Source organism: Caenimonas koreensis DSM 17982, assembly GCF_009646335.1.
GTDB classification, from domain to species: domain Bacteria; phylum Pseudomonadota; class Gammaproteobacteria; order Burkholderiales; family Burkholderiaceae_C; genus Ramlibacter; species Ramlibacter koreensis.
In genome coordinates this window covers 71,008-86,435 of record NZ_WJBU01000003.1, presented here as the reverse complement: position 1 = coordinate 86,435, position 15,428 = coordinate 71,008, and the positions used below count along the sequence as shown (strand labels likewise).

Here is a 15,428-nt window from a genome sequence, read left to right as displayed (position 1 = left end):
ATGCTAGGCGGCGCGATTTTGTTTCGGTGTAGGACAAGCCAGACAGCCTGAGCAGGCACCCTGCGTGGCCGCTCCTTAGAATGAACCGATGACCGATGCCAACCCGCTCCTCGCACCCTGGACCACACCCTTCGGGTTGCCCCCATTCGACCAGGTGCTGCCCGCCCATTTCGAAGCCGCCTTCGACGCCGCGATGCGCGAACACCGCGCCGAACTTGACGCGATCGCCACGAATGCGCAGGAGCCGACTTTCGACAACACCATCGCCGCGTTCGATCGCGCGGGGCGCTCCTTGTTGCGCATCGACCTGCTGTTCTACAACCTGTGCGCCTCGGAAACATCGCCCGACCTGCAAGCGGTTCAGCGGCGCATGGCCGTGCCGCTGGCCGCGCATGAAAGCGCCGTGTTCATGCATGAAACTTTATTCATGCGCGTGCTAGCCCTGCACGAAAAGCGCCATCAGCTCGGCCTCACGCCAGAGCAGGCGCGCCTGCTTGAACGCCTGCACCTGCGCTTCGTTCGCGCGGGCGCATTGCTGCGCGGGCAGGCCAAGCAGCGCTACACCGAAGTGACGCAGCGCCTGGCCGAGCTGACAACGGCGTTCGGCCAGAACGTGCTGCACGACGAAGCAAGCTGGAGCCTCGTGCTACGCGATGAAGCTGACCTGGCGGGGCTTCCCGCGTTCGTGCGAGACGCCGCAAGCAACGCAGCAGTCGAACGCAAGGTCGATGGCCCCTATGCCATCACGCTGGCGCGCTCGTCGATCATGCCGTTCCTGACCTTCTCGGAGCGGCGTGACTTGCGCGAAGAAGCGTGGCGCGCATGGACCTCGCGCGGCGAGCATGCAGGCGAGCACGACAACCGGGCGCTCGTCGCTGAAATTCTGGCGTTGCGCCACGAACAGGCAAAGCTGCACGGCTGCGCCACCTATGCCGACTACGCGCTGGTGGACCGCATGGCGCGCGAGCCCGCTGCCGTCAACCGCCTGTTGAACGACGTGTGGAGCCGCGCCAAGCCAGTGGTCGAGCGCGAACGCGCGCAGCTCGTCGCCACGCAAGACGCGCTGGGCGGGCAAGGCCCGATCGAAGCGTGGGACTGGCGCTACTGGGCAGAGAAGGTGCGAGTGCAGCAGTACGCGATCGATGACGCGGAGGTCAAGCCGTACTTCGCGCTGGACGCCATGGTGGCTGCCGCGTTCGACTGCGCGACGCGCCTGTTCGGCATCCGCTTCACGCCCCGGCCGGACCTGCGGCTCTACCACCCCGATGTGAAGGCCTACGAAGTGCAGGACGCCCAGGGCGCGCAGGTCGGGCTCTTCCTGCACGACAACTTTGCCCGCCCCACCAAGCGCAGCGGCGCGTGGATGAGCAGCTACCGCAAGCAGGCGCGCAACGGCGGCACGGCGTTGCCCATCATCGTGAACAACAACAACTTCGCCAAGGGCAGCCCGACGCTGCTCAGCTTCGACGATGTGCGCACGCTGTTCCATGAGTTCGGCCACGGCCTGCACGGCTTGCTGTCTGACGTGACCTATCACCAGCTCTCGGGCACGGCAGTGCTGCGCGACTTTGTCGAACTGCCGTCGCAGCTGTTCGAACACTGGATGTCGGAGCCGGATGTCCTGCGGCGGCACGCCCGCCACGTCGAGACGGGGCAGCCCATTCCAGATGAACTGATCGAACGGCTGCAGAAGGCCAGGCGCTTCGGCCAGGGCTACGAGACCGTTCGCTACACCGCGAGCGCCATCGTTGACATGGCTGCGCACAGCCACCCCGACCCTGCCAGCATCAAAGACTGGCCTGCATTCGAAGCGCAGGTTCTGCGCGAGCGTGGCCTGCCCGACGCGACGGGCATCATGCATCGCATGGTGCACTTCCAGCACCTCTTCTCAGGCGACAGCTACGCTGCAGGCTACTACGTGTACCTCTGGGCTGAAGTGCTCGATGCGGATGCGTATGGCGCATTCAAGGAAGCCGGCGACCCCTTCGCACCCGACGTCGCGCAGCGGCTCAAACGCTGCATCTATTCATCGGGCAACAGCGTCGAGCCCGGCCAGGCATTCGAGGCGTTCCGCGGCCGGCCGCCGGTGCTCGATCCGCTGTTCGAGAAAAAGGGGCTGGCCGAACCGGCCTGAAGGCGATGCAGCGCTTCACCATCTCGCTGGACGACAAACTCGCGCAGCAGTTCGACGGGCTCATTGCCCACAGCGGCTACGACAACCGCTCGGAGGCCGTTCGCGACCTGATCCGCGAACGGCTGGACCGCAAAGATGTCGACGAGCTGGCCACGAGCCAGTGCAGCGCGATTGCGACCTACGTGTACGACCACCACGATCACACCGTGATGGAAAAGCTGCTGTCCGTGCAGCACGAGCATCACGACCTGGTGGTCACCAGCCAGCATGTACACCTTGATCACGACCATTGCCTGGAAACCGTCGTGCTGCGCGGCCCGACGAAGGCCGTGCGCGCCTGCGGCGAGCAGCTGGTGGCACTGCGCGGCGTGCACCACGGCCGCGTGCACTACATTCCGCTGGCCAGCGAAGGGCGCGGGCACAGGCACCCGCACGGCCCGGGCGCCAAGCACAAACACTTCACGCCTTCGAGCTGAAGCGCCGTTGCATCCAGCCGGCGGTTTGGCACGTAAGGCGAGGGAACTCACGATGGTTTTCGAACATGACCTCATCCAACCTGCCCCTGCTGTCCGGCTACCCGCTTGCCGTGCGCGCCGAACGCATAGACGCCGCCAACTGGCTCGATGACTTTGCAGGCGCACCAGCGCCTGTATCGGCAGCACTTGGGCTGGCCACTTATTGCGAGCGAGACCTTGTGATGGTTCGCAGCCACATTCCGTTTAGCCACTTCAACATGGTGCTGACGCTGGGCTGCCCTGCGGCCGTCGATAGCCGGGCATTCGAGGCGATCGACGCGTTCTATTCACAGGGCGGCGGCGGGCGGCATTGGGTGCTGGTCAACGACTACAGCCAACCAGCCGATCTGCGCGACCAGCTTGTCGCGCGTGGCTATGCGCCTGACGGCGCGTGGGATCGCGTCGTATTGCAAGGCGCAGCCGCCGACAAGTGGGCACCGCACGCGCACGGCTGCGAGCTCGTCACGCCAGCCAGCGCGCAGCAGTGGAGTGATTTCATCGTCCACTGTTACGGCATGCCTGAGGTGATTGGCGGCTGGCTGAATGCGCTGGTCGGCCGTCGAGGCTGGACGCACGCCATCCGGCGCGAGGGCGGCGCGGCGGGCGGCAAAATCGTGATGGCACGCAGCCTCTATTGCGATGACGAAGGCTGGGCATGGCTGGGCATCGACGCGCCGATACCAGGCGTCATGGCCCCTTGCTTTGAAGACGACCAGAGCGTCGTCGCCACGCTGCTTGCTTGCGCGGCAGCCCGTGGGGCGCGCGCGTTCGTCAGTGACATTGAAGTGCCGTCCGCCACGCGCGACAGCGAGGCGTACCGGCGATGGGGTGAACTGGGATTCTCGGCGGTGTATCGGCGCGAGTTGTATGTCAAGTCGCAACAAGGTTGAAGCGAAACCTGAAGGCTAGGCCGCTTCGAGCATGAACTCGACTTTGACGGAATCGAAAGGAAATACAACGCCTCCCTCAGCGGCACGTACAAGGACGCCTGCGTCCAGCAAGGCCACTACATCTGAATGCACGGCCTTCACATCTCGACCAACGCGTCGGGCCGCCTCGCGGATTGGCATGGCACCCGCCCCGCACATGGCTTTGAGCAATTCCCAACGCTTTGCCGTCAGGACCTGCCACAACAACTCGGGGGTAGCAAAGCCAATGCGAGCCTCACGCTCAGCGCGCCCGGACTTCATCGCCCGTGTTGCGTCTAAAAGCGTGTCCGCCAGGGTGCGAACCTCAAGAATGACCGTGTTCATGATTCCACCTCGTGATGTCAGCGTTGAAGTCAAGCATCAGCTGTTCCGGCGTTGAGAATGCGTAGTCAGTCTCCCGACCGCCGAAGTGCCGGTGATCGCCTTTGCCTCGTTCGTTGTCGTATCGCAGCACACACTCGCCACCAACAACATAGGCGAGACGATATTTGAAGGGGTGTTCCGATGGCGGAACCGGTGCGGGCACTCGCCAAATGGCGATCTCCACGAAGGCTTTGAGAGTCAGAACCAATCGACGTCGAACGAGCGGAACAGCCTTCATGTTGGACATTTTGACAACAGAAGATCACTGTTGTCAATGACTCCAACACGCTTCAGGCTCAAGAACAATGAAGTAAAGGCCAATCAAAAACTGTGCGTCAACGAAACGCGCACCGTACGCGGCTCCACCGGATGGAAGTGCCTGTCGCTCACGGGAGCGGCTTCGCCGCGCAGCTGCGAGTCATACAGGTAGTCGATATCGCTGGCTTTGCGGTTGAACACATTGAACACGTCCATTGCCACACGCGTCTTCGCGTTCACCTTGTAGCCGATGCGCAGGTTCGTGAGCACCGTGCTGGCTGATCGCACCGTGTTGTCTTCAATCAGCGGGCGCGGGCCGAAGTAGCGCAGCTGTACGCTGCCAGACCACGGGCCGTAGTCGGTCACCGTCGCGCCCAGTGACGCGACTTTTTCGATCGAGCCCGGTATGAAATTGCCGGCCGGGTCATCCTGCGAATAGCGCGAGCGTGACACCGCAAAGTCGGCATCGAACAGCAAACCGTTGCCCGCAACATAGTGGTTGTTCCACTCGATGCCGTGTCGCTTGCTTGGCCGGCTTGCTGACGTATCACCCGCATCACCCACAAACACAAGTTCGGATGCGATTCGCAAACGCCACAGCGCGAGCGAACTCTGCAAGCCAGGGATGATTTCCGTGCGCATGCCAATCTCGCTGCCGCGCGTCTTCACGAGCGGCGTGACCGGCGTGGTCGGCAGCAGGTCTTTCGGCGTGATGGTCTGCGTGGTGCCGCGCGCATCGTTGCTGTGAAAGCCTTCGCCCCAGTTGGCGAAATACTCCGTCCTGGCCCACGGCCCGACGATGAACGACAGTTTGGGTGACGCGATCGTGGCCGACGTGCTTCCCGAGTTCGCAGCGATGTTGCTGTTGATGTTGAACGTGTAGCGGTCCCAGCGGGCGCCGGCCACGGTGCGCAGCTTCGCAAGCCACTGCGTCGTGTTCTCGAAGAAAACGCCCGCACTGTTTTCCCTGACCTGGTCCTGCCGCACTGTGGCGAAGGGCACGCGTGCAGTCGTGAGGTACAGGCCGACGGGGGCTAGCCTGTCGAAGCGCGTTTGCACACCCAGCTTGTTCGCCGAGTCGAGCGGGCCGAGCTTCATGTTCCACGTCTGGCTCGCATTGGCGCCATAAACAGTGCGCCGCTCTTTTTGGTGGAACTGGTCGCCATTGACCGGGTCGTCCAGGAAGAAGGTGAAGTTGCTGAACAGGTCGAGGCCGGAGCGGATGGCAAATGCATTCGCTTCAAACAGGCCCCAGTCGTTGCGCTTGCGCAGGGCGGCAGACACGCTGTAGCGCGAGCTGCTGCCGCCATCAGAGGCGTCCACCGCGCCGAAGCGGTCGAGCACGCCGGCATTCACGGCGCGCACGGGGATCTGGTCGGTGGCGTTCCAGCGGGCGCTGTAACCCATGGCCGTGACGTTGAAGCCGTCGTCGCTCGTGCCCTGGCTGTAGCGAAGCATGCCGTTGAGCTTGCGCATCTTCTCCGGGTTGAGCCACGGCCCGTTGTTGTGGGCCACGTCGAGCGCCCAGAGCAATTGCCCGCTGCCCACCGGCATGGAATTCGCCACAAGCGTGCGGATAAATTGATGGCCACCAGCGGTGACCGACGCAATGCCTGCAGGCAGCTTGTTGACGAGCACGAGGCGCGCTGCACCGGCAGAGGCGAAGTCGCCTTCATCAGCGTAGTACGGCCCTTTTTTGTAGTCGATGCGCGAGACGAATTCGGGAATGAGGAAGTTCAGGTCCGTGTAGCCCTGGCCGTGCGCGTGCGAGCGCATGTTCACGGGCATGCCATCCACAAACGTGGCGAAGTCGGTGCCGTGGTCGAGGTTGAAGCCGCGCAGGTAGTACTGGTTGGCTTTGCCGTCGCCGCTGTGCTGGCTGACGATGAGGCCGGGCACGAATTCGAGGATCTCGCCCGTGCGCTCGGTGGGCCGGCTGGCAATCAGCGCGGCGTTGACGCTGCCCTGGCTGGCCGCATCCGAGCTGCCGACGGAATTTTCATAGTGGCCCTGCACTTGCACGGGCGCCAGCGTAGAGGGCGCCTGCTGCGCAAAGGCTGCGTACGGGCCGCAGACTGCCATGGCGGCGGCAGCGATGGCGCTGGGGGACAAAAGTGGCTTCATCAGGTGTTCCAGACGGGGCGGTGTGAACTTTTCAAATTATTTCATACGCCAGTGTGTACGTGCGGCGAGCCGAATTGGATTCACGCGTATGGATTCACCGGTGCGCGGCAAGTTCACCCGCCGATATGATCGGCCTCACTCCATGACAGCGCCCGCCGCCAGCCGCGAAAGCATTTCCGACTTCTTCGCGTACCGGCATTTCATCCGCCTGTGGGTCTCGCGCATCTTCGGCGGCGCAGCAGGCCAGATGGTGATGGTGGCCACCGCCTGGCAGATGTACGACCTGACGGGCAGCGCCTGGGACTTGGGGCTGGTCGGGCTTTACCAGTTTGCGCCGGTCGTGCTGCTCACCTTCTTCGCCGGGCATGTGGCCGACCGGTATCACCGCGCACGCGTCAGTGCCTTCGCAACAGCGCTGCAGCTCATCAACGCTGTCGTGCTGCTGGCTGCGACGTACAAGGGCTTTGTCTCGCGCGAGTTGCTGCTGGGTGTGTCAGTGATGCTCGGCGCGGCGCGCACGTTCCAGATGCCGGCCAACCAGTCGCTGGTGCCCAGCCTGGTGCCGCCGGCGATGCTGCCGCGCGCGATGGCGCTGAGTTCGGCTGGCTTCCAGGTGGCGGTGATCGGCGGGCCGGCGCTGGCCGGGCTTGTCTTTGCGGTCAGCCCCGTTTCGGTCTATGCCGTCGCGCTGCTCTGCCTGCTTGTCTCGCTGGTGCTCGTATCGCAGGTGCAGTACGACCATCGCACGGCAGGCCACTCGATGACGCTCGACTCGATGTTTGCCGGCCTGCGCTTCGTGTGGACACGCAAACAGTTGCTGGGCGCCGTGTCGCTCGACCTGATGGCCGTGCTGTTCGGCGGCGCAGTGGCACTGCTGCCGATCTACGCCAAGGACATCCTGCAGGTCGGGCCTGCCGGCCTGGGTGTGCTGCGCTCTGCGCCTGCTGTGGGCGCGCTTTGCATGTCGGTGCTGCTCGCGCACTTTCCGATCACGCGTCGCATCGGCCGCACGCTGCTGCTATCAGTTGCCGCGTATGGCGTTTGCATGCTCGCCTTCGGTATCTCGACGAATTTTTATCTGTCGCTCGCGGCGCTGGCGATCTCCGGCTCGTTCGATACGGTGAGCGTTGTGGTGCGCCAGACGCTCGTGCAGCTTGACACGCCTGACGACATGCGTGGGCGCGTGGGCGCCGTGAACTCCGTTTTCATCGGCGCGAGCAACCAGCTCGGCGAATTTGAATCGGGCGCGACGGCAGCGCTGCTCGGGCCAGTGGGCTCGGTGTTGCTGGGCGGTTGCGGCACGCTGGCCGTGGTCGCGTTGTGGTGGAAGCTTTTTCCTGCGCTGGCCCGCCGCGATTCGTTCCGCTGAGCTTTCGCGCGCGTGCGTGCCAGAGGTACGATGGTGCACGACAAGCTGGAGCACATGATGAACATCCTGAAAACCATACTCGCGGGCCTTGCCGTCGCTGCGGCGGCCGTGTTTCCGCTGGCGTCGTCGGCACAGTCGCTCGCCGTCACGGCGCCCTATCGTGTGAACGTGCATGCCGGCCCGGATGGCGTGTATCCCATCGTTGCCGTGCTGGCGCCCCGCATGGAAATCGATGTGTACGGATGCCTGGAAGGCTACAGCTGGTGCGACGTGGGGTTCGGCATCGACCGCGGCTGGATTCATTCATCCAACCTGCGTTACTACTACCAGAACCGCTACGTGCCCTTTGCCGGCGTTGCCACGATTGTGGGCATCGGCCTGACGGGATTCTTCTTCGACGACTACTGGCGCAGCTACTACCGCGAGCGCCCGTTCTATTCGGACCGCGACCGCTGGTATCACAGGCCGCCGCCGCGTTACTGGTACCACGGCCGCGAGCGTGACTATGACCGCGACCATCGCGCGGGCCGCTTCAACAATCGCGAGCACAACCAGGGCTTTGTGCCCCATCGCGGCCAGCCGCAGCAGCACAATTTCACGCAGCCCGCGCAGCCGATCCAGATTGCGCCCAACCGCCCCAACGGTGGCCAGCCTGGCCTGCATTCGCCGCAGCCACCCGGCCCCGGCGTGCAGCAGGTGCCGCAGATTGGCGTGCAACCGCAGCATCGCGGTGGCATGCAGCCGCAGTACCAGCAGCCGCAGCCCTTGCAGCAACAAGGCCAGCAGCCACAGGTGCATCAGCAGCAACAACAGCAACACCAGCAGCCGCGCGGACGCGGTGAAGGCCGCAACGAGCGCAGGCACGACGAGCGCGGCGACAAGCCCTGACGCAGCCAGCCATCGTTGTGCAACAACGCTTCATCGCTGACGTCCGCACGAACCCCGTCAACCGCGCGATCCTCGATCGCTGGGAGCAGCTCGCGCTGCCTGACGGCTGGCTGGTAGCAGGCTGCCTGTTCCAGACGGTGTGGAACCTGCACGCTGGCGCAGCGCCGCAGGCACAGATCAAGGACTACGACCTCTTCTACTTCGATGCCGCCGATCTGTCCGAGCAAGCCGAGATGCGTGTGCAGTCGCACGTTAACGGTGTGCTGCGCGACCTGGGCGTTGTAGTCGAAGCCAAGAACCAGGCGCGTGTGCACCTCTGGTATCCGGAGTACTTCGGCTTTGACTATCCGCAGCTGAAAAACTCATGCGACGGCATCGACCGCTACCTGGTGCTTTCCACCTGCGTCGGTGTGCGGCCTCACGGTGCGGACTTTGACACCTACGCGCCGTATGGCCTGGACATCCTCTATGACGGTGTGCTGTCACCCAACCCGCTGACGGACCATCGCGAGCTGTTCCTCGCGAAGGCCCGCTCTTACCAGCAGCGCTGGCCGTGGCTGCGGATCGACGGCTGAAGCCTCACGCGGCGGCCGTCATGCCCACCCTTCGCAGCGGCGACACGACAGCCGCAAGCAACGCCACCACCACCAGCAATCCGCCGCAGCCGGCAAACAGCTGAGTCAGCGTCACGACTTTGAGCACCCAGCCCGTGACGGCCGATGCAATCGGCACGAGCCCCATGAAGATGAACATGAAGAGCGCCATCGAGCGGCCCAGCATCTGCAGCGGCACGCGGCGCTGCAGCCACGTGAACACCGACACCTGCATGGACCCGCCGAGCGTGCCGATCACCAGCATCAGCACAGCGCCTTGCCATGTGGCCTGGATCAGGCCCATCGGCATGAACAGCAGGCCGATGACCACGTCGAACAGGATCATCGTCGCGCCCAGGCTGCGCAGCCGCAGGTTCGGGTTCATGCCCGAGGCAATCATGCCGATCAGCGTGCCCGCGCCGTGCGAGCCGGCCATGATGCCGAGTGCGGACGCACCCAGCTCCGGATGGCTGCTCGCCAGGACGGGAAGCGCGATTTGCAGCGGGCCTAGCACGAGGATGGCGACAGCCGTCCAGTACAGGTAGAGCGTGAGCAGCTGCGTGTCGCTGCCCACATGCTGCAGCCCCTGCTTGATCGACATCCACACCGGCATGGCGGGTGCCTTCTGTGCAGCAGGTGCGCCCTGCATAGCGGCTGTACCGGGCGCGGCGGCGATAGGGCGCAGCTGCACCTTCGACAGCGTCCAGGCCGACAGCGCGAAGCTCAGCGCGTCGAATGCAAATGCCAGTGCGAGCCCGTGCGCGCCTGACACATCGCCCTGCTTCACATCACCACCCAGCGCGACCATCAAGCCTGCCGCCAGCGGGCCGATGAACATGCTCAACTGGCGCATGCCCATCATCACGCTGTTGGCAGCCGGCAACTGCTCGGGCTGCATCACGCGCGGCATGATCGACGTGCCCGAGGGAATGCTGAAGGCGCTCGCCACGCCGATCCCCAGCGCCAGCACATAAATCATCGGCAGCGTCAACACGCCCGTGACAACGCCTGCAGCAAGCAAACCGAGCAGCACCGTGCTCACATGCTTGGTGAGCATCAGCACGCTCTTGGGCGAGTAGCGGTCAACGATGGCGCCGCCCACCAGGATGAACAGCGCGCGCGGCACGGCGATGAGCGCCAGCACGGCGCCCAGCGCAAGCGTGTCGCCCGTCATCTTCAGCACGAGCCAGGGCAGCGCGATCAGGGTGAACTGGTCACCCAGCAGCGAGATGGCGCCGCCATAGATCAGCCATTTGAAATTGCGGTCCTTGAACAGGGCCTTGCGGTCTGTGGTTTTGTTGTCCATGGAGCGGACTGTGCAGCCTCACGTTGCGTGAGGGTCAAGAAATTTTCAGCGCCTCCAGCAAATAGGCGCGCACTTCGGGCGAGATCGGCGACGCTGCCCGCGCAAGCGGCTCGTCGCGCTGCAACTCGAACAACTTGCGGCGCATATCCGCATCGCCGCTTACCAGCTGGTCGACCAGGCCCGACCAGTGGGCCGCGAGCGCACGCGCGGCCCGCCCTGTGGCCGGCTTGCCCTGCTGCATCAGCGCCTGTGCCCTGGCCTGCACGTCTCGCCACGCTTCTTCGGGCACATAGCGGATCTTGCCCAGCTCTTCCATGGTGTAGTGCCGCTTGAGAAAAGCCAGCCGCACATCCGCGGCCTTCTGCATGAACTCGAACACCTCGGTGGGTGGCCCGCCCTTGCGGCCGTGGGCTGAAGGCTCGTTTTTGTACATCTCGCCCCAGCGATGCATCAGCTCGAAGTCGCCGCCCATCCAGTGGTGCACCAGCGCCATCCAGCGCCGCGCCAGCGTTTGTGCCACGGGCGAGTCGGGCGCTGTACCGCGCTTCATCTCATGGCGCACTTCCTCAATCAACGCGGGCCACTGCACTTCGATCTTCTGCCAGTCTTGAAAAATCTTCTTGAGTTCCTGCGCGCTGAAATACTTGCCGTACGTCGCCATCAACGACAACGCGCCGAGCCAGTCGCCCATCACCGGAGGCGTGCCGCTCGTGATGTCGTCGCGAATGAGCGCGAGGCGGCCACGCAGCTCGTTGGCTTGTTCGATCTGGCGCTCCAGCGCGTTGATCTGCTGCGTGAGGATGGTCTGCGGCGCGGCCGCATCGCCATCGAGCAACTGCGCGATGTCGCTCAATGGCAGGCCCAGATGCCGCAGCGCCTGGATGCCATGCAGCCGGGCGACGTCTTGCTCTGAATAGAGCCGGTAGCCGGAGTCGGAGCGGCCCGAAGGTTTGAGCAACCCGATATCGTCGTAGTGATGCAGCGTGCGAACCGTGAGGCCGGAAGAGCGCGCGAGTTCACCGACTTTCAAGTGCTGCATGGCCGGGATTGTGAATTACATTCAGTTCGGGAGGCATACATGGCGGTTGTGAATACGGACTCCGATCAGATCAGGCACGGTACATCGGGCAACGACAGCCTCGCCGGCAGCGCGGGCGACGATTCACTGGATGGCCAGGCGGGGGCAGACACGCTCACGGGCGGCGCGGGGCGCGACTGGCTCTTCTCGGGGCCGGTGAGTCCGCTGCCCGGCTTTCCCACAGGCCTGGTCGCGGCCGTGCCACCCATCTTCGACACAGGCCTTGAGCACGACATCATCTCGGCGGGCACGAGCGACGACCATGTGTTTGCCGGCGCGGGCGACAGCGCGGATGCCGGCGACGGCGGCGAGTTGTTCGGCGACATTCTCTACATCAGCTACCGCTACGCGCCCCACGGCGTCACGGCGGACTTCAGGCCCATGGCGAGCGGCAACGCCGTCACCATCGACGGTGGCGTCATCGCGAATTTCGAGATCATCGGCTGGGTCGAGGGCAGCGAGTTCAACGACCTGATTGCGCCCGTCTCGAATGAGTACGACGCGATAGCGCCCATGTACGGCCTGGGCGGCAATGACACGATCATTGGCGCGACATTCACAGGCATGGCGTTTGGCGGCGCGGGCAATGACTTGATCGACTACTCGCTGAACGAATACGCCTTTGGCGTGCACGGCGACGAAGGCAACGACACGATCTTCGGCGGCCGTGGCAATGAGCTCTTTGGCGGTGATGGCGACGACAGCCTTGTCGGCAACACCGAGCGCGAGCGCCTGTTCGGCGAAGCGGGCAACGACGTGCTGCAAGGCGGCGCATGGGACGACACGCTCAATGGCGGCGCGGGCAACGACACGCTGTTCGGCGGCGCGGATGCCGACTTGCTGGTGGCGCAAGGCGGCGACGACGAACTGCATGGCGACCTCGGCGGATCGTCGCCCGGCACCGCGCTCACGACCAGCAGCAACGACACGCTCTACGCAGGCGGCGGCAACGACACACTGTGGGGCGACAAGGGCGACGACTCGCTTTTCGGCACTGGCGGATTCGACACCGCCGCCATGACGGGCACCGCTGCGAACTACAGCGTTGTGTATCACGCCGCCACGCGGACCTTCACGATCGAAGACAAGATCGCCGGGCGCGACGGGCAGGACACGTTGTCGGGCATCGAATACCTGCGCTTTTCCGACAAGACGGTGTCGCTGGCTGAACTCGCCGTGGGTGCGGGCGCGCTCGGCACCACGCAGGACGACTTGCTGCGCGGCAACGAGGCGAACGACTCACTGGCCGGCCTGCCGGGCAACGACATGCTGGCCGGCATGGGCGGCAACGACGTGCTCGATGGTGGCGACGGCAACGATGTGCTGCTGGGCGGCGAGGGCAGCGACACACTGGCCGCGTCGCCCGGCAACGACACGCTCGATGGCGGTGCGGGCATCGACAGTGCCGTGTTCGCAGGCCACTTCGCCGACTACACCGTGGTGTTCGACGGCACAGTATTCAAGGTGCACGCAAACGCGTCGCCGGCCTGGGAGGGCATCACCACGCTCACGGCCATCGAGTCGCTGCAGTTCGCTGATGTCACGCGTGCGGCGGGCTCATTCACGGCGAACAGCACCGTGCCGTCTGCAGGGCCTGACCGGCTGGCCGGTACTGCGGCAGCAGACACGCTCAGCGGCGGCGAGAGCGCCGACACTTTGCTGGGCGGTGCAGGCAGCGACAGCCTGTCGGGCGGCAACGGCAACGACCAGCTCACGGGCGGCGCGGGTAACGACACACTCGCGGGCGGCGCCGGCGACGACGTCGCGTTCTTTGCAGGGTCGGTGTTCGACTATTCCACCGCCGCAGCCGGCGCGGACACATGGCTGGTGACGTACCTTGGCTCAGGTGGCGATGGCGCGGACCGGGTCAGCGGCGTCGAGCAGTTCCGCTTTGCCGACGCCACGCTCGCGCCCGCTGAATTTCTGGCGGCGCCCGGCACACCAACGCCCGGCGACGACTGGCTCGTGCGCGGCGTGGTCAACGACAGCATCGACGCACTTGCCGGCAACGACGTGGTGAGCGGTGGTGATGGCGACGACTCGCTGGCCGGTGGCGCGGGCGCTGACGTGATCCGCGGCGGCTGGGGCCGCGACCAGCTCTTTACCGGCAGCGCCACCTTCATCCTCGTGGCGCCCGCAGGCATTGACCGCCCGCTGCCCGCACTCGACTCAGGCATCGAACACGACGCGATCGACGGCGGCGCGAGCGACGACATCCTGTTTGCCGGCTACGGCGACGACGTGTCGGGCGGCGCAGGCATGGACAAGCTCTTCGTGAGTTTTGCGGGCGCACCTGTGGGCGTGCATGCCGACTTCCGCGAGATCCTGACGCAAGGCTCCACGGTGATCGCCGGTGGCAACTACGAGTCGGTCGAGGCGGTGTCGTGGGTCGAAGGCAGTGCGCATGACGACTTCATCGCAGCGATCAGCAACGCCAACGCGCAGCTGGTGTTCTACAACGACATCTACGGCCGCGATGGCAACGACACGCTCATCGGCGCGTATCACACGCAGGTGATGGCCGGCGGCGATGGCAACGACGTGATCTACGGCACAGGCTCGGCCTACCTCTCGCACGCGACGGGCGACGCGGGCAACGACACGCTCTTCGGTGGCGGCGGCCTGAGCATCATGGAGGGCAACGACGGCGACGACCTGTTCGTCGGCTCCTCCGATGCGATCGACATTGCCTACGGCGGTGAGGGCAACGACATCCTGGACAGCGGCCCCCGCGACGACACGATGCACGGCGACGGCGGCAACGACTCGATTTACGGCGGCGGTGATGCAGACGTGCTTGAAGGCGGCGACGGCAACGACTTGCTGGTGGGGGACTACAGCTACCTGCCCAACTGGAACGGCCTGATTGGCGGCACCAACAACGACACACTGCGCGGCGGCGCAGGCGACGACACGCTGTCAGGCGACCTGGAGAACGACCTGCTCGACGGCGGCACAGGCACCGACACCGCATTCTTCTACGGCAAGTTCACCCACTACGACGTCGTGTACGACCCGCAGACGCAACGCGTCACCGTGACCGACCACGTGGCCGGCCGCGACGGCACCGACACGCTCGTCAGCATCGAAACCCTGTCGTTCGAAGACGGCAGCTACCCGGTGAGTACCTTCATGCCGCCCCCCATCGACGGCGGGCCCGGCAACGACAGCCTGACAGGCACGGCCAACGCGGACCACATTCGCAGCTTCGCGGGCAACGACACCATAAGCGGCGGCAACGGCAACGACTGGCTCGAAGCCGGCGACGGCAACGACCGCCTCACCGGCGACGATGGCGACGACACGCTCGACGGCGGCGCCGGCGTGGACACCGCCGTGTGGACGCTGCCCGCGCACTTCTACACGCTCGCCATGGGCGACGGATTCATGACGGCAACATCACCCGGCAACTCGCCGATGGTCGATACGCTGTATGGCATCGAGCGCCTGCAGTTCTATGACCACGGCATTGCGTTCGACATGGACGGCCATGCCGGTCTGACCGCTCGCATCCTGAATGCAAGCCTGGGCAGGGACGCGGGCGTGTTGAACTGGGGATACGCAGGTACAGGACTGCGCGTGTTCGACAACGGCTGGAGCGAGCTGGAAGTGTGCGACGCAGTCGTGGGGCTGGTGTTTGGTGGCGTGACCCACGCGGAGTTTGTCGCCATCGTCTGCGGCCACATTCACTACGACCCGACGCAGCCTGACAAGGACTACATCGTGGGCCTGCTGCAATCAGGCGCCGTGACGCGCGGGCAATTGCTGATGATCGCGGCTGACTCCGAGTTGAACGCCCTGGCTGTGAACCTCACCGGGCTTGCGGCCAGCGGGCTGTCGTACGAGTAACGCGGGGGCGTGCAGGTCGCAG

General features: G+C 64.9%; 12 protein-coding genes. 7 read left to right on the top strand and 5 right to left on the bottom strand.

Annotated elements, in window-relative coordinates:
- Positions 1–88: 88 nt before the first annotated feature.
- The 3 genes from GHT07_RS04070 to GHT07_RS04060 all read left to right on the top strand — a co-directional run bounded on the left by GHT07_RS04070 (position 89) and on the right by GHT07_RS04060 (position 3,539).
- A complete protein-coding gene (locus GHT07_RS04070; RefSeq protein WP_153583783.1) occupies positions 89–2,134 on the top strand; it encodes a M3 family metallopeptidase in 2,046 nt (681 codons plus the stop codon).
- 5 nt (positions 2,135–2,139) lie between these two features.
- Positions 2,140–2,610, top strand: a complete 471-nt coding sequence (gene nikR / locus GHT07_RS04065; protein ID WP_153583782.1) for a nickel-responsive transcriptional regulator NikR — start codon at positions 2,140–2,142, stop codon at positions 2,608–2,610.
- A 65-nt stretch (positions 2,611–2,675) separates the two neighbouring features.
- On the top strand, positions 2,676–3,539 hold the full coding sequence (locus GHT07_RS04060; RefSeq protein WP_153583781.1) for a hypothetical protein: 864 nt from the start codon (positions 2,676–2,678) through the stop codon (positions 3,537–3,539).
- Between the two features lie 15 nt (positions 3,540–3,554).
- Here GHT07_RS04060 and GHT07_RS04055 read toward each other — a convergent pair whose 3' ends face one another.
- From GHT07_RS04055 to GHT07_RS04045, 3 genes are all read right to left on the bottom strand, one after another.
- Entirely contained in the window at positions 3,555–3,902 is a 348-nt protein-coding gene (locus tag GHT07_RS04055; RefSeq protein WP_153583780.1) for an HVO_A0114 family putative DNA-binding protein, read from the bottom strand.
- Complete coding sequence (locus GHT07_RS04050) at positions 3,883–4,179, bottom strand: toxin-antitoxin system TumE family protein (protein WP_194792816.1); 297 nt, start codon at positions 4,177–4,179, stop codon at positions 3,883–3,885. The genes GHT07_RS04055 and GHT07_RS04050 overlap by 20 nt, the downstream gene beginning before the upstream one ends.
- Before the next feature lie 83 nt (positions 4,180–4,262).
- Entirely contained in the window at positions 4,263–6,323 is a 2,061-nt protein-coding gene (locus tag GHT07_RS04045) for a TonB-dependent receptor (protein ID WP_194792815.1), read from the bottom strand.
- Between the two features lie 142 nt (positions 6,324–6,465).
- Between GHT07_RS04045 and GHT07_RS04040 the strand changes: the two genes are divergently transcribed.
- From GHT07_RS04040 to GHT07_RS04030, 3 genes are read left to right on the top strand one after another with little or no spacing between them, the layout of a single operon-like run.
- Complete coding sequence (locus tag GHT07_RS04040; RefSeq protein ID WP_153583778.1) at positions 6,466–7,692, top strand: MFS transporter; 1,227 nt, start codon at positions 6,466–6,468, stop codon at positions 7,690–7,692.
- Positions 7,693–7,704: 12 nt separating this feature from the next.
- Positions 7,705–8,580 carry an SH3 domain-containing protein gene (locus tag GHT07_RS04035; RefSeq protein ID WP_153583777.1) on the top strand — a complete coding sequence of 292 codons (876 nt, stop codon included), beginning with the start codon at positions 7,705–7,707 and terminating at the stop codon, positions 8,578–8,580.
- An 11-nt stretch (positions 8,581–8,591) separates the two neighbouring features.
- On the top strand, positions 8,592–9,155 hold the full coding sequence (locus GHT07_RS04030) for a nucleotidyltransferase family protein (RefSeq protein ID WP_323740795.1): 564 nt from the start codon (positions 8,592–8,594) through the stop codon (positions 9,153–9,155).
- Between the two features lie 4 nt (positions 9,156–9,159).
- On the opposite strand, the gene GHT07_RS04025 is transcribed toward GHT07_RS04030, so the two are convergent.
- Positions 9,160–10,479, bottom strand: a complete 1,320-nt coding sequence (locus GHT07_RS04025; protein WP_153583775.1) for an MFS transporter — start codon at positions 10,477–10,479, stop codon at positions 9,160–9,162.
- Positions 10,480–10,513: 34 nt separating this feature from the next.
- Positions 10,514–11,518 (bottom strand): MerR family transcriptional regulator, encoded by a 1,005-nt coding sequence (locus GHT07_RS04020; RefSeq protein WP_153583774.1) that lies wholly within the window; start codon positions 11,516–11,518, stop codon positions 10,514–10,516.
- A gap of 39 nt (positions 11,519–11,557) precedes the next feature.
- On the opposite strand from GHT07_RS04020, the gene GHT07_RS04015 reads away from it, so the two are divergent.
- The gene (locus tag GHT07_RS04015; RefSeq protein WP_194792814.1) at positions 11,558–15,406 is read left to right on the top strand and encodes a calcium-binding protein; all 3,849 of its coding nucleotides are present in this window, start codon (positions 11,558–11,560) and stop codon (positions 15,404–15,406) included.
- Positions 15,407–15,428: the final 22 nt, after the last annotated feature.